This window comes from Actinomycetospora sp. CA-101289, from assembly GCF_050955895.1.
GTDB lineage: Bacteria > Actinomycetota > Actinomycetes > Mycobacteriales > Pseudonocardiaceae > Actinomycetospora.
Genome location: NZ_CP192093.1, coordinates 4,563,175 through 4,582,253, shown reverse-complemented (window position 1 = coordinate 4,582,253; position 19,079 = coordinate 4,563,175). Strand labels below are relative to the sequence as shown.

At 75.6% G+C, this 19,079-nt stretch carries 19 protein-coding genes and 1 pseudogene; 9 read left to right on the top strand and 11 right to left on the bottom strand.

The genetic code is table 11. The features are described 5' to 3' along the window. Positions 1-19: 19 nt before the first annotated feature. The 4 genes from ACQPX6_RS22855 to ACQPX6_RS22840 all read right to left on the bottom strand — a co-directional run bounded on the left by ACQPX6_RS22855 (position 20) and on the right by ACQPX6_RS22840 (position 3,099). Positions 20-181, bottom strand: coding sequence for a hypothetical protein (locus ACQPX6_RS22855; protein ID WP_433782696.1), 162 nt, complete (start codon positions 179-181; stop codon positions 20-22). Continuing rightward, positions 178-678 carry a hypothetical protein gene (locus tag ACQPX6_RS22850; RefSeq protein WP_433782694.1) on the bottom strand — a complete coding sequence of 167 codons (501 nt, stop codon included), beginning with the start codon at positions 676-678 and terminating at the stop codon, positions 178-180. The genes ACQPX6_RS22855 and ACQPX6_RS22850 overlap by 4 nt, the downstream gene beginning before the upstream one ends. A gap of 94 nt (positions 679-772) precedes the next feature. Further along, positions 773-1,612, bottom strand: a complete 840-nt coding sequence (locus tag ACQPX6_RS22845) for a DUF427 domain-containing protein (RefSeq protein WP_433782693.1) — start codon at positions 1,610-1,612, stop codon at positions 773-775. A gap of 89 nt (positions 1,613-1,701) precedes the next feature. Then, the gene (locus tag ACQPX6_RS22840; RefSeq protein ID WP_433782691.1) at positions 1,702-3,099 is read right to left on the bottom strand and encodes a wax ester/triacylglycerol synthase family O-acyltransferase; all 1,398 of its coding nucleotides are present in this window, start codon (positions 3,097-3,099) and stop codon (positions 1,702-1,704) included. A 98-nt stretch (positions 3,100-3,197) separates the two neighbouring features. On the opposite strand from ACQPX6_RS22840, the gene xylA reads away from it, so the two are divergent. Both xylA and ACQPX6_RS22830 read left to right on the top strand, forming a co-directional pair. Then, the gene (gene xylA / locus ACQPX6_RS22835) at positions 3,198-4,391 is read left to right on the top strand and encodes a xylose isomerase (protein WP_433782690.1); all 1,194 of its coding nucleotides are present in this window, start codon (positions 3,198-3,200) and stop codon (positions 4,389-4,391) included. After that, on the top strand, positions 4,388-5,107 hold the full coding sequence (locus ACQPX6_RS22830; RefSeq protein ID WP_433782689.1) for a spermidine synthase: 720 nt from the start codon (positions 4,388-4,390) through the stop codon (positions 5,105-5,107). The genes xylA and ACQPX6_RS22830 overlap by 4 nt, the downstream gene beginning before the upstream one ends. On the opposite strand, the gene ACQPX6_RS22825 is transcribed toward ACQPX6_RS22830, so the two are convergent. Next, positions 5,074-5,838: a universal stress protein gene (locus ACQPX6_RS22825; protein WP_433782688.1), complete on the bottom strand. Its 765-nt coding sequence runs from the start codon at positions 5,836-5,838 to the stop codon at positions 5,074-5,076. The two genes, ACQPX6_RS22830 and ACQPX6_RS22825, sit on opposite strands and share 34 nt — an antisense overlap. A gap of 140 nt (positions 5,839-5,978) precedes the next feature. On the opposite strand from ACQPX6_RS22825, the gene ACQPX6_RS22820 reads away from it, so the two are divergent. After that, on the top strand, positions 5,979-6,272 hold the full coding sequence (locus tag ACQPX6_RS22820) for a DUF3040 domain-containing protein (RefSeq protein WP_433782687.1): 294 nt from the start codon (positions 5,979-5,981) through the stop codon (positions 6,270-6,272). A 6-nt stretch (positions 6,273-6,278) separates the two neighbouring features. Here ACQPX6_RS22820 and ACQPX6_RS22815 read toward each other — a convergent pair whose 3' ends face one another. Then, positions 6,279-7,826, bottom strand: coding sequence for a PucR family transcriptional regulator (locus ACQPX6_RS22815; RefSeq protein WP_433782686.1), 1,548 nt, complete (start codon positions 7,824-7,826; stop codon positions 6,279-6,281). A 150-nt stretch (positions 7,827-7,976) separates the two neighbouring features. On the opposite strand from ACQPX6_RS22815, the gene ACQPX6_RS22810 reads away from it, so the two are divergent. The 4 genes from ACQPX6_RS22810 (at position 7,977) to ACQPX6_RS22795 (ending at position 11,004) form a co-directional block, all read left to right on the top strand. Beyond that, positions 7,977-8,444, top strand: a complete 468-nt coding sequence (locus ACQPX6_RS22810; protein ID WP_433782685.1) for a hypothetical protein — start codon at positions 7,977-7,979, stop codon at positions 8,442-8,444. A gap of 5 nt (positions 8,445-8,449) precedes the next feature. Further along, complete coding sequence (locus ACQPX6_RS22805; protein ID WP_433782684.1) at positions 8,450-9,307, top strand: universal stress protein; 858 nt, start codon at positions 8,450-8,452, stop codon at positions 9,305-9,307. A 63-nt stretch (positions 9,308-9,370) separates the two neighbouring features. Further along, positions 9,371-10,183 carry a methyltransferase domain-containing protein gene (locus ACQPX6_RS22800; RefSeq protein WP_433782683.1) on the top strand — a complete coding sequence of 271 codons (813 nt, stop codon included), beginning with the start codon at positions 9,371-9,373 and terminating at the stop codon, positions 10,181-10,183. A 128-nt stretch (positions 10,184-10,311) separates the two neighbouring features. After that, entirely contained in the window at positions 10,312-11,004 is a 693-nt protein-coding gene (locus ACQPX6_RS22795; RefSeq protein WP_433782682.1) for a DUF4190 domain-containing protein, read from the top strand. Between the two features lie 25 nt (positions 11,005-11,029). Here ACQPX6_RS22795 and ACQPX6_RS22790 read toward each other — a convergent pair whose 3' ends face one another. Then, complete coding sequence (locus ACQPX6_RS22790; RefSeq protein ID WP_433782681.1) at positions 11,030-11,665, bottom strand: MSMEG_1061 family FMN-dependent PPOX-type flavoprotein; 636 nt, start codon at positions 11,663-11,665, stop codon at positions 11,030-11,032. A gap of 94 nt (positions 11,666-11,759) precedes the next feature. Between ACQPX6_RS22790 and ACQPX6_RS22785 the strand changes: the two are divergent. Further along, positions 11,760-12,020: pseudogene (locus tag ACQPX6_RS22785) on the top strand (nuclear transport factor 2 family protein); the annotation flags it as partial. A 145-nt stretch (positions 12,021-12,165) separates the two neighbouring features. Here the strand turns inward: ACQPX6_RS22785 and ACQPX6_RS22780 are convergent. Both ACQPX6_RS22780 and ACQPX6_RS22775 read right to left on the bottom strand, forming a co-directional pair. Further along, complete coding sequence (locus ACQPX6_RS22780; RefSeq protein ID WP_433782680.1) at positions 12,166-13,221, bottom strand: NAD(P)H-dependent glycerol-3-phosphate dehydrogenase; 1,056 nt, start codon at positions 13,219-13,221, stop codon at positions 12,166-12,168. Next, entirely contained in the window at positions 13,218-14,750 is a 1,533-nt protein-coding gene (locus ACQPX6_RS22775) for a xylulokinase (protein ID WP_433782679.1), read from the bottom strand. The genes ACQPX6_RS22780 and ACQPX6_RS22775 overlap by 4 nt, the downstream gene beginning before the upstream one ends. A gap of 103 nt (positions 14,751-14,853) precedes the next feature. On the opposite strand from ACQPX6_RS22775, the gene hrpB reads away from it, so the two are divergent. Next, a complete protein-coding gene (hrpB, locus tag ACQPX6_RS22770; RefSeq protein ID WP_433782678.1) occupies positions 14,854-17,277 on the top strand; it encodes an ATP-dependent helicase HrpB in 2,424 nt (807 codons plus the stop codon). A gap of 2 nt (positions 17,278-17,279) precedes the next feature. Here hrpB and ACQPX6_RS22765 read toward each other — a convergent pair whose 3' ends face one another. Beyond that, positions 17,280-17,774 carry a nuclear transport factor 2 family protein gene (locus ACQPX6_RS22765; RefSeq protein ID WP_433782677.1) on the bottom strand — a complete coding sequence of 165 codons (495 nt, stop codon included), beginning with the start codon at positions 17,772-17,774 and terminating at the stop codon, positions 17,280-17,282. 42 nt (positions 17,775-17,816) lie between these two features. Then, the gene (locus ACQPX6_RS22760) at positions 17,817-19,067 is read right to left on the bottom strand and encodes an acyl-CoA dehydrogenase family protein (protein WP_433782676.1); all 1,251 of its coding nucleotides are present in this window, start codon (positions 19,065-19,067) and stop codon (positions 17,817-17,819) included. Between the last annotated feature and the right edge of the window lie 12 nt (positions 19,068-19,079).

The following is a 19,079-nucleotide window of genomic DNA, read 5'->3' as shown; positions in this document are numbered from 1 at the left end:
GACCGGCCCCGACGTCCGCTCACGGCGCGGGGGCGTCGCGTGCCGTGTCGCCGGCGGGCACCGAGAGCTCGGCGGTCGTCGGGTCGTCGACGCGAGTCTGCTCCGCGTGCCTGTCGTCCTCGTGCGGAGGGGGACCCACGGCCCGGCACACGGCGTCGTAGATCGGGGTGTCGCCGTTCACGGCGACGGCACCGAGGACCCGCCGAGCACCACGACCGCGTTGATGCGCAGACCCTCGTCGTCGACCCGCCGCAGCAGGTAGCGGTACCGGTCCTGGAGCAGTGCCTGCCCCTCCGCGTCGTGGAAGGTCCACCGCACCCCGACCTCGACGATCCGCGGGGCCGGCTTGACGACCGTCTCCACCCGGTACGACAGCGACACCATCCCGCGGTCCCGGTGCTCGGCGACGACGTGGCGGAACCCCTCGGCGAGCTCCCGGGTGGAGTCGAAGGTCGCCGCGTCCCACTCCGTCAGGAACAGCACCGGGGTGACGTAGCAGCCGGCGAGCGTCGCGAGGTCGCCCTGCGCGAACGCGGCGGCGAAGCGGTCGAGGAACTCCCCGAGCTCCGCACGCGTCGTCGCGTCGACGCTCTTCGTCGGCGCCGCGGCGCCGGCCGACGGTCCCCCACCGGCACCGTCCCGCTCGCCGGCCCGCCGGTCCGGCAACGCCCGGGTCATCGCCCCTGCTCCTGCCGCTGTTCGGTCACGTGTGGTCAGCGACGGGGCGGTCGGGTGCTGTTACACCCCCCGTCGGGACCAGCGTCGGGGAGCCTCAGCTCCAGGGGGTGAGCGGGCGGTCCCGACGCTCGCCGTCGACCACGACGTCCACCCGCTCGTCGAAGAAGCAGACCATGTCGGTGACGGGGACCGCGTCCGGAGACGGGTCGGGGTAGGTCCAGGCGACGTCGATCGGCGCCCCGGCGGCGTCGCCGGCGGGCACCGCCCAGTAGGACGCGACGCCCTTGTAGGCGCACGTCGTCCGGGTGTCGCTCGGACGCAGCAGATCGAAGCGCACGTCCTCGGGCGGCAGGTAGAAGCGGACCGGCAGCCCGGTCTCGAACAGCAGGCTCGGCCGGGAGCTCTCCGCGAGCACCGTCCCGTCGCGCTCGACGCGCACGTGCCGGTCGCTGCGCAGGACGTCGATGCGGGCCAGCGGATCGTGCGGGTGGCCGATGACGCGCTGCGCCTCCTCGTACCACTCGTCGAAGGCGTCCCAGTCGAGGACGACGTGGTCGGCGAGATCGGGGTCCGCGAGCCGGAACGCCGCGCCGACCCGTTCCTGCTGCGGAATCCGCACCGTCAGCACCTCGCCAGGGGCGGTGTGGTGGCCGAAGCCGGCCTCCGGCGTGAGCACCTCGACCGCTTCCTCGCCCATCCGGACCGGCCCGCCCCGCGTGTCGCCGTCGCCGGGGGCGCCCGGGACGAGGTCGGCGACGACGTCGGCGGCCGGGACGGCGTACTGCGGGACGACGCGTCGCGGTTCCCAGAGCAGGACCGCCCGGTGGGAGTCGACGACCGTCGCACCGTCGATGGTCGCGCGCACGTGCTTCGCGGTCGGGAAGTAGCGCAGCTCGGAGAGCCCGGACTCGAACCGGGCGAGGCGTGTCGCCATGGGACGAGCGTGCTCGCGTCGGGCCCGCCCATCAACACCCTCGGGAGCCCTCGGAAGACGGCGCCAGAATCGGCCCGGCCCGAGCCACGTCACGCGTCGGACGCGTCGCCGGCCCGGGCCACGAGCTCCTCGAGCCCCCGCTCGATGCCGGTGGCGAGCACGTCGACGTCCGGCACACCGTCGTGGTCGGCGTTGATCCCGAAGGTCATGCGGCCGGCGTAGGAGAAGACGCCGATCGCGAGCCGGCACCCCATCGCGATCGGCACGTGGGCGTGGAGGGAGATCATCCGCCGGCCGAGCGCGGAGAGCGACTTCGGCGGTCCGGGCACGTTGGTGGCCACGGCCTGGGCGACGGGCTGCGCGGACCTCGTCGCGTGGGCGCCCAGGGCGAGCAGCGCCGGCGCCACGAGGTCGCCCGCCGAGAGCAGCGTCCGGGCGTCGACCGCGAGGACCCGGCGCTTGTGGTCGTCCATCTGCCGCTGCACGGCGGCGAACCGGGCCAGAGGGTCCGCCTCACCGACGGGGAGGTCGACCAGGACCGTGGTGATCCGGTTCCCGACCTCGCCGCGCTCTGACGCACGCCGCACCGACACCGGCACCAGGGTGCGGACGACCAGGTGGTCGGTGAGCTCGTCGCGCCCGGCGAGCAGGTCGCGGAGGCCGGCCGTGATCGCGGCGAGGACCACGTCGTTGGCCGAGCCACCGAGCCGGCGGGCGGTCCGGCGGACGGTCGCCAGATCGGTGGCGGTCCACGCCCACCGCCGGCGTCGTCCGAGAGGACCGTTCAGGCCGGACGCCGTGCGCGCGGTGGCCTGGCGGGTGAGGTCGAGGACCGCGGCGGCCACGGCGTCGGTGCGGCGGACCCACTCCGCCGGGGAGGCGAGCGCGCGGAGCGCGCCCAGCTGCGCGACCGTGTGGTGCCCCGCGTCGGTGACGGTGTCGCGCACGCTCCCGGCGATCACGGCGGCGGTGGAGGGTTCGGGGTCGGGCACCCAGGGCTCCGGCTCCCCGCCGCCGGCCCCGGGGTCCTGATCGAAGATCAGCTGCAACAGGTCGGCGCCCGCGATCCCGTCCACCATGCAGTGGTGGACCTTGGCGATGATCGCCCATCGATCGTCGGAGAGCCCCTGGATCAGCCACACCTCCCAGAGCGGCCTGGCCATGTCCAGGGGTTGCTCGACGACCCGCGCGACGAGGTCGCGCAGCTGCTCGTCGCCACCCGGCTCGCGCACGGAGACCTGCCGGACGTGCTGGTCCATGCGGAAGTCCTGGTCGTCGACCCACACCGGGCGCCCGAGGCCGAGGGGGACGGTGCGGACCCGCTGGCGGTAGCGACGCACCCGGGGGAGCGTGGTCGCCAGGAGTGCCGTGAGCTCCTCGTACCGGGGCGCCGGCCCCTCCATCACCGACACCGAACCCACGTGCATCGGGGTCGTGCGGCTCTCGAGGTGGAAGAAGCTCGCGTCGATCGGTCCCAGGCGGTCCACCGGTCCATCGTCTCGCCGGCCGCGGCGGCGGGTTCTCCGTGGCCCCTGCGGTCGTCAGACTGAGGGCTCGGTGCATCTCCGGTCCCGGAAGGACGGCCATGGCCACGCCCACCCGCGAGGACAAGTTCAGCTTCGGCCTCTGGACCGTCGGCTGGCAGGCCCGCGACCTGTTCGGTGAGGCCACCCGGCCGGTGCTCGCCGCGGTCGAGGCCGTGCACCGGCTGAGCGATCTCGGCGCCTACGGCATCACCTTCCACGACGACGACCTGATCCCGCCGGGCAGCAGCCCCGACGAGCGGCGACGGATCGTCGCGGAGTTCCGGGGCGCCCTCGACGAGACCGGGCTGGTGGTGCCGATGGCCACGACCAACCTGTTCGGGGACCCGGTGTTCAAGGACGGCGGCTTCACCAGCAACGACCGCAGCGTCCGCCGGTACGCGATCCGCAAGGTCATGCGCAACCTCGACCTCGCCGCCGAGTTCGGCGCCCACACCTACGTGTTCTGGGGCGGGCGGGAGGGCTCCGAGGTCGACTTCGCCAAGGACGTCCGGGCCGCCCTGGACCGCTACCGCGAGGCGATCGACACCCTGGCGCAGTACGTCATCGACAACGACTACGGGATGCGGTTCGCCCTGGAGCCCAAGCCCAACGAGCCGCGGGGCGACATCCTCCTGCCCTCCATCGGGCACGCCCTGGCGTTCATCCACGAGCTCGAGCACGCCGACATGGTCGGCATCAACCCCGAGACCGGGCACGAGCAGATGGCGACCCTCAACTACACCCACGGCATCGCGCAGGCGCTGTGGGCCGGCAAGTTGTTCCACATCGACCTCAACGGGCAGAAGGGTCCGCGCTACGACCAGGACCTCGTCTTCGGGTACGGCGACCTGCTCCAGGCGTTCTCCACCGTCGACCTGCTCGACAACGGCGCGCCCGGTGGCGGTCCGGGCTACGACGGCCCCCGCCACTTCGACTACAAGCCGCTGCGGACCGAGAACATGGACGGGGTGTGGGAGTCGGCCCTGGCGAACATGGAGCTCTACCTCGCCCTGCGGGAGAAGGCCCGTGCCTTCCGCGCCGACCCGGAGGTGCAGGAGGCGCTCGAGTCCGCCCGGGTCCTCGAGCTCAGCCGGCCGACCCTCGGCGACGGGGAGGGCTACGCCGAGCTGGTGGCCGACCGCGGCGCGTACGAGGACTTCGACATCGACCGGGCGCGCACCCAGGGCTACGGGTTCGCCCGGGTCCAGCGGCTCGCCCTCGAGCACCTGCTCGGCGTGCGAGCAGGGCGGTGAGCGCCCGGTTCGAGGAGCTCGACTGGCAGCCGACGGCGATGGGCGAGCTGGTGCTGCGGCGCCGGCGGACCCCGTCGTCCGACGTGGACATCTACGAGGTCAAGCTCGGCGACGAGTTCCTGATGTCGAGCATGTTCACCGTCGCCGAGGTGGAGATGGCCCGCCTCGCCCTGCGCGAGGTGTCGGGCGCCGACCTCGACGTGCTGGTGGGCGGCCTCGGGCTGGGCTACACCGCCCGGGCGGTGCTCGAGGACCCGCGGGTGGGTCGCCTCACGGTGATCGAGGCGCTCGGTGAGGTGATCGATTGGCACCGGCGGGGCCTCGTGCCCGCCGCGACGTCGGAGTCGACGGACGCGCGGTGCGCGCTGACCCACGGCGATCTCTTCGCGATGCTCCGGGCACCCGGCGACCCGTTCGACGGCCGGCTCTTCGACGCGATGGTGGTGGACATCGACCACTCGCCGCGCCACGTGCTCGACCCGAGCCACGCCGACTTCTACGAGCCGGCCGGGGTCGCCCGCCTCGCTGCCCGCCTCCGTCCCGGCGGCGTGTTCGCGCTGTGGTCGAACGACCCGCCCGACGAGGCGTTCACCGCGGTCCTGGCCGAGGTGTTCGCGACCGCCGTGGCGGAGGCCGTCCGTTTCCCCAACCCGCTGCAGGGACGCGAGGCGACCAACACGGTCTACGTCGCGACGACGGCGCCGCTCGCGCGGTGAGCTCCCGCACGGGGTGCCGGGCGGCGGTCGGTGCGCAGGCTCGGCGGGAGCACCACCGCGCAGGGGCTGCGCCGGAGCAACCTCTCCAGCCGCACGACGGGTGATGGCGACACGACGATCAGCTGGGCCCAGCGGCCCACGTCGAGCAGCGCCTCCGTGAGGTCGGCGCCGCCCTGCTCCCGGCCGCGGGAGCAGCGGTGTCGCGGCCACACCGAGACGAGCTCGACCCCGAGGCGCCGGACGACCCGGGCGGCGAGCTCCTGGACGTCGCGGTCGTCGGCGGTGCCCGCGAGTCCGACGACCACCGGCCGGGCCGACGGCGTGGACGCCCACGAGCCGGCCCACCGCGCGGGCACGACGACGGTCGGACAGGCGGCGCCCGCGAGCAGGTACGCCGTGGTCCCGTCCGGCGCGGTCGACGGGTCGGTCGGGCGACGGCTCCCGACCACGAGCAGGTCGGCGTCCCGGGCCCGTGCCCGCAGCGCCGGTCCGACCGGCCCGCACAGGGACTCCGCGCTGATCGCGGCCACCGGGGCGACCGCCGCGGCGACGGCCCGCGCGCGGCGCAGCGGAGCCGAGCGGTGGGCGTCCGTCGTCCCCACGGCGGCCGGACGGACCTCCACCAGGTGCAGGCGGGCTCCCCGTCGCGCGGCCTCGGCGGCCGCCCAGCTCACCGCGGCGAGGACCCCGACCGACGCGTCGACCCCGACGACGACCGCTTCCCGTGCCATGCGTCGATCGTCGACGGGAACCCGCAGAAGCGCCTTGTTCCCCGACGACAACGTCGGTCGGGCGACCTGTCGTCGGGGACAACGCCGACGACGCCGCGTCGAGGGATCGTCCAGGGCAGAGGCCGGCGAGGAGGTCGATCATGCTCAGTGACCAGGAGCGCATCGCGCTGCGCGACATCGAGGCCCGGATGGTCGCCGACGACCCCTCGTGGGCGAGGGCGTTCGACGTGACGGCGGCGCGGGTGGCGCGCCAGCGGGCCCACGAGACGGCCTTCCACGTCGTGGCGGCGGTCGTCTGGACGGCCATGGCCGTGCTCATGGTCGTGGCCGGCGCGCCGGGTCCCGCGGTGTTCTTCGCCGCGCTCGCCGGCCTGTCCGCGTGGATGATCCGGCGGCTGGGTCGCCCCGCCCGGACGGACACCGCGGCGGCCTGACGCCGGTCAGTCGCCGTCGCCCTCCAGGGCGGCGAGCGCCACGATCATGGCGAGTCGCTGGTCGGGGTGGTCCGTGGCGAGGTGGGTCATCGCGTCCATCCGACGGAGCCGGTAGCGCACGGTGTTCGGGTGCACGTCGAGCGCGGCGGCCGCGACGCCGATGTCGCCGTGCGCCGCGAGCCACGCCCGCAGGGTCGGCACGTAGTGGGTGCCGTGGCGCCGGTCGTGTCCCCGGAGCTCCGCGACGGGGCCCCGTTCCGGCACGCGCCCGGCCGCCGTGACCGCGCGGAGCCGGCGCAGCACGATCCGGTCCCACGACTCGTCGTACGCCACGGGCGGGAGCTCCGGGTGGGAGGCGTGCAGGGCGAGGCACTCGTCGGCCTCGCGGCGGCTCGCCGGCAGGGACGTCGCGTCGGCGGCGCCGCCGATGCCGGCCACGAGGCCGACGTGCGGCGGCAGGCCCGCCCGCACCGATGCCACCCACCGCCGGGCGCCGTCCACCGTGTCGTCCCGGGCCGGCAGCAGGGTGTAGACGGTGTTCGCGAACAGGGCGCTGCGCCCCGGGCGGGACCACCCGAACCCCGTGGTGACGTGGTCGAAGGCGAGCAGGACCCCGGCGTGCTGCTCGTCCTCGACGTGGGCCTGCAGGGCCACGACGCGCAGCCCCGCGGCGGGCAGGCCCAGCTGGCTCATCATGGCCCGGGGATCGCCGGTGCCCTCGAGCAGCCGCGTGACCAGGTCGGACTCCACCTGGCGCTCGAGATCGGCGCTCGCCCTCGAGCGCAGCAGGTGCAGCGCCGCGGTGCGGGCCCCGTCCTCGAGGACACCGCGGCGGACGTCGTCGAAGGGCGTCGCGGTCTCGACCCAGAGCGACCCGAGGAGCTCCCGGCCGGCGCGGACGGCGACCACCATCCGCCCGCCGAACCCGTGGGCGGGGGACGGCTCGACGAACAGCGGCTCGTCGGAGCCGGCGAGGTGGCCGAACACCCCCCGCTCGGCGAACACCTCCCGCGCCCGGTCGGGCATCCGCCGCCCCAGGATGGTCCGGGATCGCACCGCGTCGACGACCTCGTCGGAGCTCGAGTAGGCCAGCACCCGGGAGAGCTGGTCCTCGATCACCACCGAGGAGCCCCCGAGCGCGGCGGCGAGGGTGTCCGCGAGGGCGAACAGGTCCGTCGGTCCCCGCCCCGACTCGGTCTCCCGGCCCTCGAGCACCAGCCCGTAGGCCAGCCCGGTCAGGTGGCTCCAGGACACGTCGGGGTCGACCAGGACCACGGCGATCCCCGCGTCCTCGGCCGCGGACGCCACCTCCCGCTCCAGCGGCGCCGGCGCGCGCACCAGCACGGCGCTCGCCCGCGCCTGCGCCGCCAGCCGGACGGCCTCGGCCGGCTCCTCGACGCCGACCGCCAGGAAGACGTCGCCGGTGGTGGTGCGCCGGTCCGTCGCGTCGTGCACGACCACGCTCCGCAGCATCGCCTCGCGTGTGTGGGCGCCGGTGGCGAGACGCGCACCGCTGCCGGCGAGGACGTTCACCAGCCGGTCCAGCGTGATCATGTCCGCCTCGGTCGAAGACGACAAGGACGAGCGCTGCGCTTGTCAGGAAGTTACAACCTCCGCGGGCCGAGGTCGACGCACCATGGAGCCGAACGGGTCGACGAGCAGGAGGAGCGTGAGGAGATGGCGACGGCGGCAGCAGGACGCGACGTGCGGACGATCGCGACGCAGCACCTCGACGAGGAGGCCCGGCGGTTCACGCGCCGGACGCGCGCGGTGATGGCGGTGGAGGGCGCGCTGGCCGTGGCCCTCGGTGGCGCCGGGGTCGTCGCTGCCGCGACCGCCGCCACCGCGACCGTCGCGGTGGCGGGGTTCCGCCTGGGGCTGCCCCAGTTCGCGGTCCTCGCCGGGATCGGGGTGCTGATCCTCGCGTCCCTGCGCTCGCGGGCTGCGCTGCGCCGCGCGGCCGTCGTCTCCGCGACGGTGGCGACGGCGATGTTCGTCGCCGGCGGCGTGTACTACCCGGACGGGGCGTGGGACATCAACGAGGCCGGGATCTTCCTGCCGGCGGCGATCGCCCTCGCCGGTTTCGTCGAGTACGTGTTCCTCAGCAGCGTCGAGTTCGTGTCGACACCGAGCGACATCCCCGACCGGGAGGCCCCCGGGCGGGCAGGATGAGCTCCGTGCCCGCTCCCGTGCTCGTCGGCTACGACGGTTCCGCGGGCGCGACCACGGCCATCTCGCTCGCGGCGAACCTGCTGCCGGCCGGCCACGCGCGGGTGGCGCACCTGTGGTGCCCGCCCGATCGCGGGTCGGCCCTGCACCGCCGGCTCGCGCACCGGGCCGCGACCGACGAGCACCTCGACACGCTGGTCGAGAAGGAGGTGGCGGCGGCGGCGAAGAACGTCGCCGCCGCCGGGGTCGTCCTCGCCGAGGCCGCGGGCTGGAGCGCCGAGCCGCTCGTGGTCGGCGTCTACGGCGGCGAGGGCATCGAGCTCGCTCGCCTGGCCGAGCAGCACGGCGCCGCGGTCGTGGTGGTGGGGTCGCGCGGTCTCGGCGGGCTCCGGGGGCTGCTCGGCAGCGTCTCGGACCTCACGGTGAACCACAGCCCGGTGCCGGTGCTGGTCGTGCCCCCGATGCTCGCCGAGGAACGCGCGGCCACGGTCGCCGGTCCCGTGCTGATCGCCCACGACGGGTCGGCCGGGGCCGAGCGGGCCCGCGAGGCCGCCACGGCGCTGCTGCCCGGGCGGAGCCAGGTGGTCGTCCGCGTGGAGGCCCCCCTCGACCTGCGGTCGCCCGGCACGTCCGACCGCCCCGACGCGGAGGCGCTGCCCGCCGGGGCGAGGACGCTCCACGCCGAGGCGTTCGGCCCGCGGGCCATCGCGGACGCCCTGGCCGAGGAGGCCGCGGACCACGGCGCCGGCGTCATCGTCGTCGGTTCCCGCGGACGGTCGATGATCCGCGAGGCGCTGCTCGGGAGCGTCGCCCGTGCCGTGGTGCACCACGCGCACCGGCCGGTCCTGGTCGTGCCGTCGCCCTGACCCCGGTGTCGTCGTGCGTGGTACAAGTCACGCGACACCGCTCGCCCGAGCACCGGAGCGACCATGCCCGACCAACCGACCCTGCTGCCGTTCGGCGACGACGCGGCCCGGCGGATCCAGCGCGTCTACTCGACGCCCGACGTCGTGGGGCAGCGGGACCGGGTGCTGGCGCTGCTGGACGCGAGCCCCGGTGAGCGCGTCCTCGACGTCGGGTCGGGGCCGGGCTTCCTCCTGGCCTCGATCGCCGACGCCGTCGGGCCCGGGGGGTCGGCGCACGGGCTGGACCCCAGCCCGGCGATGAACGCGGTCGCGGCGGCGCACTGCGCGGACCGGGACTGGGTGAGCGTCGACGAGGGCGGCGCCGAGGCGCTGCCCTACGCCGACGGCGCCTTCGACGCCGTGGTGTCGACCCAGGTGTACGAGTACGTGACCGACGTCCTCGCCGCCTTCGGCGAGGTGCGGCGGGTGCTGCGGCCCGGTGGCCGCGTCGTGGTCCTCGACACCGACTGGGACTCGGTGGTGTGGCACGCCGCCGACCGCGACCTGCACCTGCGGGTGATGGCGGCGTGGGAGGAGCACCTGGTCCACCCCCGCCTGCCCCGGGTGCTGCCCGGGCTGCTGGAGCGCGCCGGCTTCCGCGTCGTCGACCGCGTGCTCATCCCGCTGTTCAACCCGCGCTACGACGACGAGACCTACAGCGCCGGGACGATCGACGTCATCGGGGACTACGTGACCGGACGGCAGGGGCTCACCGAGCAGGACGTGACGCGGTGGCGCCAGGACCTCCGCTCCCGCGGCACCGACTACCTGTTCACCGTCAACCGCTACTGCTTCGTCGCGGTGGCGACCGACGACGGTCCCTCCCCGGACGGCTGACCGCGCGGCACCGGCACTACTGCCTTCCGCCGGGCGGCTACTGCTTCGCCCGGCCAGCCCTTCGCCGGTGATCGCCCCGGTCCTAGCGTGCGCGGCACCCCCCACCGCCCCCGACGAGGACGCCGCCCATGAGCCAGCAGCCGCCCCACCCGCACGCCCCCGGCGGTCAGGAGGCGCCGACGGTGTCCCTGCGCTCCTCGGCGACCTACGGCCCCCCGCCGCCCCTGCACGGCGGGGGCGCGGCGGCGGGGCCGCCCACCGGCACCAACCTGATGGCGATCCTGTCGGTGGTCTTCGCCTTCGTGTTCTCCCCGCTGGGCATCGTCTTCGGGATCGTCGGGCGGGGCCAGACCCGGCGCACCGGCCAGCCGGGGCGGGGACTGGCCACGTTCGGCCTGGTGCTGTCGGTCGTGTTCCTCGTCGTCGGCGTCGCGGCCACGCTGTACCTCACCGTCCTCGCCGCGCAGTTCGCGTCGTCGGTCCCCGTCGACGTGCCGGACCAGCCCGCGGTCTCCGCGCCGGCGGACCCGACCGAGCCCGCGGACCCGTCCGGGCCGGTGGCGACCGGGCCGGCGGGCACGGCGACGGTGGGTGTCGCCGACGGCGACTACGGCCCGGAGGTACCGAGCGAGGCGCTGGCCGAGCAGGTCGGCGCCCAGACCGGCGCGACCGACGTCATCTGCCCCGGCTACCTGCCGGCCCAGGTCGACGCGTCCACGACGTGCTCCGGCACGCTGGACGGGCAGCAGGCGCAGCTCGACAACCGGGTGACCGGGGTCGAGGGCGCCGAGGCGACGGTCGAGATCACGCGGGTGGGCTGAGGACGTCCTCGCCCGAGGGACGCGCTCAGTACAGGAGCTGCCGGTAGTTGTCCGGCGCGTAGCGGCGTTCCAGCTCGTCGAGCGACGACGCCGGGCTGGTCCGGTGCGCGATCGCGGCGACGCTGGGGAGATCGGTGTCCGGCCACGCCTGCGGGTCCCACAGGTGGGATCGCATGAAGGCCTTGGGGCAGTGGAAGAAGACCTCGTCGACGGACACCTCGACGAGGATGCGCGGGCGGTGGCCCCGGTGCTCGAACGCGGCGGCGTCGTCGGGGTCCAGCAGGAGCCGCGCCCGCCCGTTGACCCGCAGCGTGTCGCCGCGCCGCGGGACGAGGAACAGCAGCGCCACGCGCGGGTCGGCCAGGATGTTGGTCATCCCGTCGACCCGCCGGTTGCCCGGACGGTCCGGGAGCAGCAGGGTCCGGTCGCCGGCCACGTGGACGGCACCCGCCGGGTCGCCCTTGGGGGACACGTCCAGCGGGCCGTCGCCGCCCGACGTGGCCAGGAAGTGCAGCGGCGAGCACTCGATGAAGGCCCGGTCGACCTCGTCGAGCGACGTGCGGACCTTGTCCCGGGCGCGGTCACCCGGTTCGCCGATCACCGCTCGCAGCTGCTCGAGACTCGTGATCTCCGTACCGCCGCGCGTCCCCGGCTCGCCCATCGCCCGACGGTAGCCCGTGGACCGCCGGATACCTTCTCGTCGCGGTGACCAGCTGTCCGGGTCCCGCGGGTGGGCTGAGCGCCGAGGAGGGCAGATGTCGCTGCAGGAGCGCCTGCGGGAGATGTTCACGCGCATGGTCGAGGCCAAGGACGTCGCGCTCGTGGACGCCTACTACGACCCGGAGTTCGTGCTCACCACCAACGGCCAGACCCAGGACCTCGCGGCGTTCCGCGCCGGCCACGAGCGGGTCTACCCGACCGCGATCACCTACCGCGTGGAGTACGACGAGGACGCGTGGGTCGAGTCGGGGGACCGGCTCGCCGGGCGACTCTGGATCACGATCCGCCGGCCCGGCGAGCCCGCGCAAACCGCTCGAGGTCGTGTTCGTCGCGGTGTTCCGCGAGGGCCGGATCCTGCGCCTGCACGAGGTGACCTGGCCCGACTGGTCGACCGCCCCGGCGCTCGAGGCCTACGGGCCACCGGCCGGGTCCTGAGCACGCTCAGGGGACGACGACCAGCCGCCGGGCGAGCGCCTCGACCGAGGTGTCGACGGCCGGGTCGGTGACCAGCTCCTCGATCGCCGCGAGCAACGGGAAGCCGTCGCGGTCGACCGCCCCGTCGGCGACCAGCTGGTCGCGGAGCCGCGCGGCCGACGTCGCGGCGGGGACGCCCTCGACGGTCTGGCCGGCCTCGCGCATGAGCCGCAGCGCCTCGTCCGGCCGCTCGCCCGCGCCGATCCGCGCGCCGTAGACCCGGTTGCGCCCGGACAGCGCGGTGACCTGCAGGTCCCCGACGCCGGCCAGGCCGGTGACCGTGTCGGTCTCGCCGCCGAGGGCGACCGACAGGGCCGCCATCTCGGCGACGGCCCGGGTGAAGACGAGCGCGTTGAGGTCGTGGAACGGCTCCCCGCCGGCGTCGGCCATGCCGTGGCACACGCCGAGGGCGATGGCGTAGACGTTCTTGAGCGCCGCGGCGACCTCCACGCCCGTCCGGTCGTGGTGGGCCGCGGCCGCGTACACGGGCGTGCTGAACAGGTCGTGCGAGCGCGCGGCGACCGCGGGGTCGACGGCCGCGTGCACGGCGGCGGTCGGGCGCCGGGCGGCGACCTCGTTGGCCTTGCACGGCCCGCCGATCGCCACGATGGGCGTCCTGCACCCGGCCTCGCCCAGGACGGCGTCGGCGCGGTCGGTGAGGACGATGATCCGCCCGTCGCGGTCCTCGCCGAAGCCCTTGGTGGTCAGGCCCAGGAACTGCCCGGGGCGCAGGTGCGGCGTGGTCGCGGCGAGCACGTCCTCGAAGCCCTCGGTGCTCACGGCGAGCACCACCGCGGTGGCCCCGGAGAGCGCCTCGGCGAGCCGGTCGCTGCGGAACGTGCGCACGCGGGGGTCGCCGACGACCCCGGTGCGCGGGTGGGCGCGCCCGGCGTCGACCGCGTCGAGCAGGTCGTCGTCGAGGCGGGTGCCCCAGAGCCGGACCTCGTGGCCGTTGTCGAGCGCCGGCACGGTGAGCGCGCTGCCCATCGCCCCGGCCCCGAGGATCGTCAGCACCTCGCTCACGCACCCGTCTCCCCGTCGTCCGTCGCGGCCGCCGTCAGCGGCGCGAAGAGGTCCTTCACGGACGGGTAGATCCGCTCGTAGACGGCGTAGAGGTCGTCGTAGCGGGCGCGGGTCGCCGGGTCGGGCTCGACGGTGGTGCCGAGGTGGGCCATCCGGCGCGCCGTGGTGGCGATGTCGTCGGTGTCGTCGAGCCCGACGGCCGCGGCGGCGAGCATCCCGGCGCCCAGGGCGGTCGTCTCGGTCTCGGCGCACACGTCGACGTGCCGCCCGGTGACGTCGGCGACGATCTGGGTCCAGAGCGGGCTGCGCGACCCGCCGCCCATGGCGCGGTAGCGCTCGATGGCGATGCCGGTGTCGGCGACGACGCCCTCGGTGGTCAGGCGCAGCTCGAAGGCGACGGCCTCGAGCAGCGCCCGGTAGAGGTGGCGCTTGCGGTGGTAGCCCGACCACCCGATGACCGCGCCCCGGGCGTGCGGGTCCCAGTACGGGGTCTGCGCCGCGTTCCAGTAGGGCAGCACCATCAGCCCGTCGGCGCCGGGCCGCAGGCGGGCGGCCGCGGCCTCCAGGACGTCCTCGGCGGACAGGTCGAGGTCGTCCACCGACGGCGCGCCGAAGGTGTCCTGGAACCAGGAGACGAGGTAGGTCCCCGACGACAGCAGCGTCTCCAGCGTGTACGTGCCCGGCAGCGGGCCGCCGAGGGTCCGGAAGGCGCGTGACCAGCGGTAGTCCGCCGACCAGGTGCCGGCGGCGACGGCCGTGCCCATGTTGGCGTACATGAGCCCGGCCTCGGTCACGCCGGCGCCGAGCCCCGCGCACTGCCCGTCCCCGGCGCCGGCGACGACGGGGATGCCGGCGCGCAGCCCCAGCCGCGCGGCGACCTCGTCGCGCAGCGGTCCGAGCGACGAGCCGGGCGCGACGAGCTCGGGCAGCTGACCGGTCGAGAGCCCGACCGCGGCGAGCAGGGTCGGCGACCAGGTGAACCCGCTCATGTCGACCAGCCCCAGCGGGTCCGCCGAGGCCCAGCTCGTGCGCCACTCGCCGGTCAGCTCGTGGGCCAGGTAGGCGGCCACGTCGACGACCCGGGACGCCGCGTCGAGGACGTCGGGCTCGTGGTCGCGCAGCCACAGCAGCTTGTAGAAGGCGGGGGTGACGTCGGGCGGCTTGCCCGAGAGCCGGTGCACCTCGTCGGTGCCCGCCCGGGCGATCTGCTCGGAGGCCCGGCCGTCGAGCCACAGGATCGCCGGCCGCAGCTCCCGCCCGGCGCCGTCGAGGCACACGAACGTCTCGCGCTGGTGGGTCAGCCCGATCGCCGCGATCGCGTCGGCGTCGACCGACGAAGCGACCTCCGTGATCGTCTCGGCGGTGCACGTCCACCAGTCCCGCGCGCTCTGCTCGTGCCACCCCGGACGGGGCCGTGAGAGCGGGAAGGTGCGGCGCGCCTCGGCGACCGCGCGGCCCCTGGCGTCGAAGACGACCGCCTTCGTCGCGGTGGTCGAGCAGTCGACGCCGATCACGTAGCGCTCGCTCATGGTCTCCCTCGACCCCGGCCGTCCCCGCGGGAGCCCACCCTGACCAGCGCGGGATCCCGCTGTCAATCGCGGCCCGCGCGCCGCGCCTGGTAGACCGGCAGGTGTGATCGACGAGGTCGACCTCGACCTGCCGGTGCGCGCGGCGCTGCCGGAGCTCGGGGCGGCGCTGGACGGGCACGGGGCCGCCGTGCTCGTCGCTCCGCCCGGCACCGGCAAGACGACGCTGGTGCCGCTCGCGCTGGCCGGGGCGGTCAGCGGGCGGGTCGTCGTCGCCGAGCCGCGTCGCGTCGCCGTCCGCGCCGCCGCGCAGCGGATGGCGTGGCTGCTCGGTGAGCCGGTGGGCGGGCGGGTCGGCTACGCGATCCGCGGCGAGCGCCGCACCGGCCCGGACACGCGGGTGGAGGTCGTCACGACGGGGCTGCTCGTGGCCCGGCTGCAGCGCGACCCGGAGCTCGCGGGCGTCGACGCCGTCGTCCTCGACGAGTGCCACGAGCGCCACCTCGACACCGACCTCGCGCTGGCCTTCGCCGTCGACGCGCGCGCCGCCCTCCGCCCGGACCTGCGCCTGCTCGCGACGTCGGCCACGGCGGCCGCCGACGACCTGGCGGTCGCCCTCGACGGTCCCGTCGTCACCGCCCCCGACCCGCTGCACCCCGTCGACGTCGTCTGGAGCCCGCCGCCGCGCCCCGTCCCGCCGCCGCGCGGGATGCGGGTGGAGCCCGCCTTCCTCGACCACGTCGCCGCGGTCGTGCGGCGGGCGCTGGCCGAGCGCACGGGCGACGCGCTCGTGTTCCTGCCCGGCCGCCGGGAGATCGACGACGTCGCGCGCCGCCTCGACCGTGTCGGGGCCGAGGTCCTCACCCTGCACGGTGGGCAGGACGCGGCGCACCAGGACGCGGTGCTGGGCGGGCCGACCGGCGAGCGCCGCGTGGTGCTGACGACGTCGATCGCCGAGACGAGCCTGACGGTGCCGGGCGTGCGGGTCGTCGTCGACGCCGGGCTCTCGCGGCGGCCGTGGACCGACCACGCCCGCGGCCTCGACGCCCTGGTCACGGTGCTCGCGTCGCAGGCCTCCGCGACCCAGCGCGCCGGACGCGCCGGCCGCGAGGCCGCCGGCACGGTCTTCCGCTGCTGGTCGCAGGCCGAGCACGCGCACCGCGACCGCGACGACGCCCCCGAGGTGGCGCACGCCGACCTGGCCGGCTTCGCGCTGCAGCTCGCGCGGTGGGGCACGCCGGACGCCGGGGGGCTCGCGCTGCTCGACCGGCCGCCGGCCGTGGCGTTCGACGCCGCGCGGGAGGTGCTGCGGGGCCTCGGGCTGGTCGACGACGACGGGCGCATCACCGGACGGGGCCGCTCGGTGGCCACGGCCGGGGTCCACCCCCGGCTCGGGCGCGCGCTGATCGACGGCGCGGAGGCCGTCGGGACGGACGCCGCGACCGAGGTGGTGGCGCTGCTCGCCGCCGACGTGCCGGGCGACACCGACGACCTCGACGAGCGGTGGCGCGCGGCCCGCGCCACGAACGATCCGCGGTGGCGGGCCGAGGTCCGGAGGCTGCGCCCGGACGGCCGCCCCCGTCGGCGGGGCGAGGGCGTGGGCTCCCGGAGCGCAGCCCCGGTCGTCGCCCTCGCCTATCCCGACCGGCTCGCCCGGGCCCGCGGCGACGACGCACGGGAGTACCTGACGACCGGTGGCACCGGGGTCGAGCTCGCCGTCGGCTCGCGGCTGCGGGGGAGCCCGTGGATCGCCGTGGCCGACGCCGTGCGCGCGCCGGGCGACCGGGTGGCGCGGGTGCGGCTCGCCGTGCCGATCGACGAGGACGGCGCCCGGGAGGCCGCGGCGGGCTGGTGGCACGACGACGCGGTGGTGGCCTGGGAGGACGGCGACGTCGTGGCGGAGCGCCGCGAGCGCCTCGGCGCGATCGTCCTCGCCCGCCGGCCCCTGAGCCGCCCCGACCCGGCGGCGGTCGCGGCCGCGGTGCGCGACGGGCTGGCCGCCGAGGGGCTCGGGCTGCTGCGCTGGGACGACGCGGCGACGGCGCTGCGGGCCCGGCTGGCGTTCCTGCACGCGGCGCGGGGCGACCCGTGGCCCGCCGTCGACGACGAGGCCCTGCTGGCCCGGCTCGACGAGTGGCTCGACCTCACGCGGGTGCGCCGGCGGGCCGACTTCGCGCGGGTGGGGGTGGCCGCCGCGCTGCGCCACCTGGTGCCGTGGTCGGAGGCCGGCCGGCTCGACGAGCTCGCGCCGACCGCGGTCACGATCCCGTCCGGGCGCCGCGTCCGCGTCGACTACACCGACCCCGGGGCGCCGTTCGTGGCGCTGAAGGTCCAGCAGGCGTTCGGGTGGGAGCGCGCGCCCGTCCTGGCGGGGGTCCCCGTCGTCGTCCACCTGCTGTCGCCCGCGGGCCGTCCGACGGCGGTGACCGCCGACCTGGCGTCGTTCTGGGACACCGGCTACCCGCAGGTGCGCGCGGAGCTGCGCGGCCGGTACCCCAAGCACGCGTGGCCGGAGGACCCGCGGCGCTGACCTCACTCGCCGAGCATCACCTGCGGGTCGCCGGACCAGAGCCGGTTCTCGATCAGGAGCCGCGACATGCGCCAGGTCCCGTCGGGACGGACGAAGGTCATGTCGTAGCGGTTGTGCATCGTGCAGTGACGGTCACGGACGCCGGCCGGGTGGTGGATGGCGTTCACCAGGGCCGTGACGCGGACGCCGCCCCCTTCGGCGTGGAGCACGCGGACGTTGGTCGCCATGTGCACGGTGTCCATGGGTCCGACGCTGACCGCGACGCCGTCGACGATGCCCTGGCGACCGTCGAGGACCGGGAAGTCGATGCCCATGGCCCGGGCGGCGGGCCCGAAGTCGAGGGTGGCGTCGGCGGTGAAGACCGCGCCGAGCGTCACGGGGTCGTTCTCGTCGATGCCCGCGGCGAAGCGCGCGAGGGCGGCGTCGATGTCGAGTCGGTCCTCGACCGTGAGGAGCGCTCCTGAGGTCGGGGACGAGGTCGGGGTGGGGGTGGCCATGGCGGGTCTGGTCCTTCCGATGGGCGGGAGCGGCCGGCGAGGTCAGTCCTCGACGGTGCTCCACGGGTCGTAGCTGGGGTCGGCGAGGAGGGCGTGCAACCGGCGTCGGCGGAACCCGGTGTTGCCGCCGCTGAAGAGCGGATAGGCGAGGGCGTCCTGGAGCAGGCCGGCGAGGGGCAGGTGGTGGCCGTAGGAGTCCACGCCGACGACCCGCATGAGCTCGACCAGGGTCTGGACGGCCGCCTCCGACCCGAAGATCTTGGCGTGGACGGACAGTTCCTCGGCGCCGGGTGAGCCGCTGTCCACCGCCGCGCACGCCGCCCGGGTGAGGCTGCGGACGGCCTCGATCCGGGTCTTCACGTCGGCGAGCTGGAACCCGACGCCCTGGTGCTCGACGACCGGCACCAGTCCGCCGCGGCGATCGGTGCGCGCGAACTGCAGGGCGACGTCGAACGCGGCGCGCATGACCCCGGCCGAGCAGGCCCCGATCAGGGCGCCGCCGAAGGACGTGGCGACGATGCCGAGCCCGTCGCCGACCTCACCGAGGAGGTGAGAGGACGGGACGCGGACGTCGGCCAGGGAGAACCGGGGAAGGAGGTGCGCGCGGTGGCCGAGCGGCTCGAGGATCTCGGTGACCGTCAGGCCCCCGATCGGGCCCGGGACGAGGAGCACCGCCGTTGACCGTCGCGGATCAGGGTCGGCCCCGGCCCGGCACACCACGGTCATGAGGTCGGGCCCGTCGCCGTCCCAGCCGGTCGCGTGGGAGACCCAGTGCTTCTCCCCGTCGATGACCCAGTCCCCGCCGTCGCGGCGTGCCGTGGTCCGCAGCCCCACCTCCAACCCCGTGCCGGGATCGGGCTGGTCGAGGTTGGCGGTGCCGCCGGGCTCGGACAGGGCGAGGGAGGCGAGCGGCGTCCCGGTCGTCGCGAGGAACGGTGCGAGGAACTGCCGGTGCTGCGCCGCGCTGCCGGCCCGCAGCAGGGGTGTCAGCCCGAGCCCGGTCGAGAACAGGTGCAGGGCCACGCTCGGATCGCCGGCGACCAGCTCCTCGGCCAGGACCGCGGTCGTGGACGCCCCCGTCCCGTCCCCGCCGAGGGCCTGCGGGACGAGCCGGCGCAGGAACCCGGCCTCCACCATCTGCCGGTAGAAGGGGCGGGTCGCCCGGTAGCGCTCGGTGGGTGTGGGCAGGGGGTCCGTGACGTCGCGGACGTGGGCGAGGACGTCGCCGGCGAACTCGCGCGCCTGGGCGCGCAGGGTCTTCTGCTCGGTGCGGACGGGTTCGGTGACGGTCACGGCGCGTTCCTC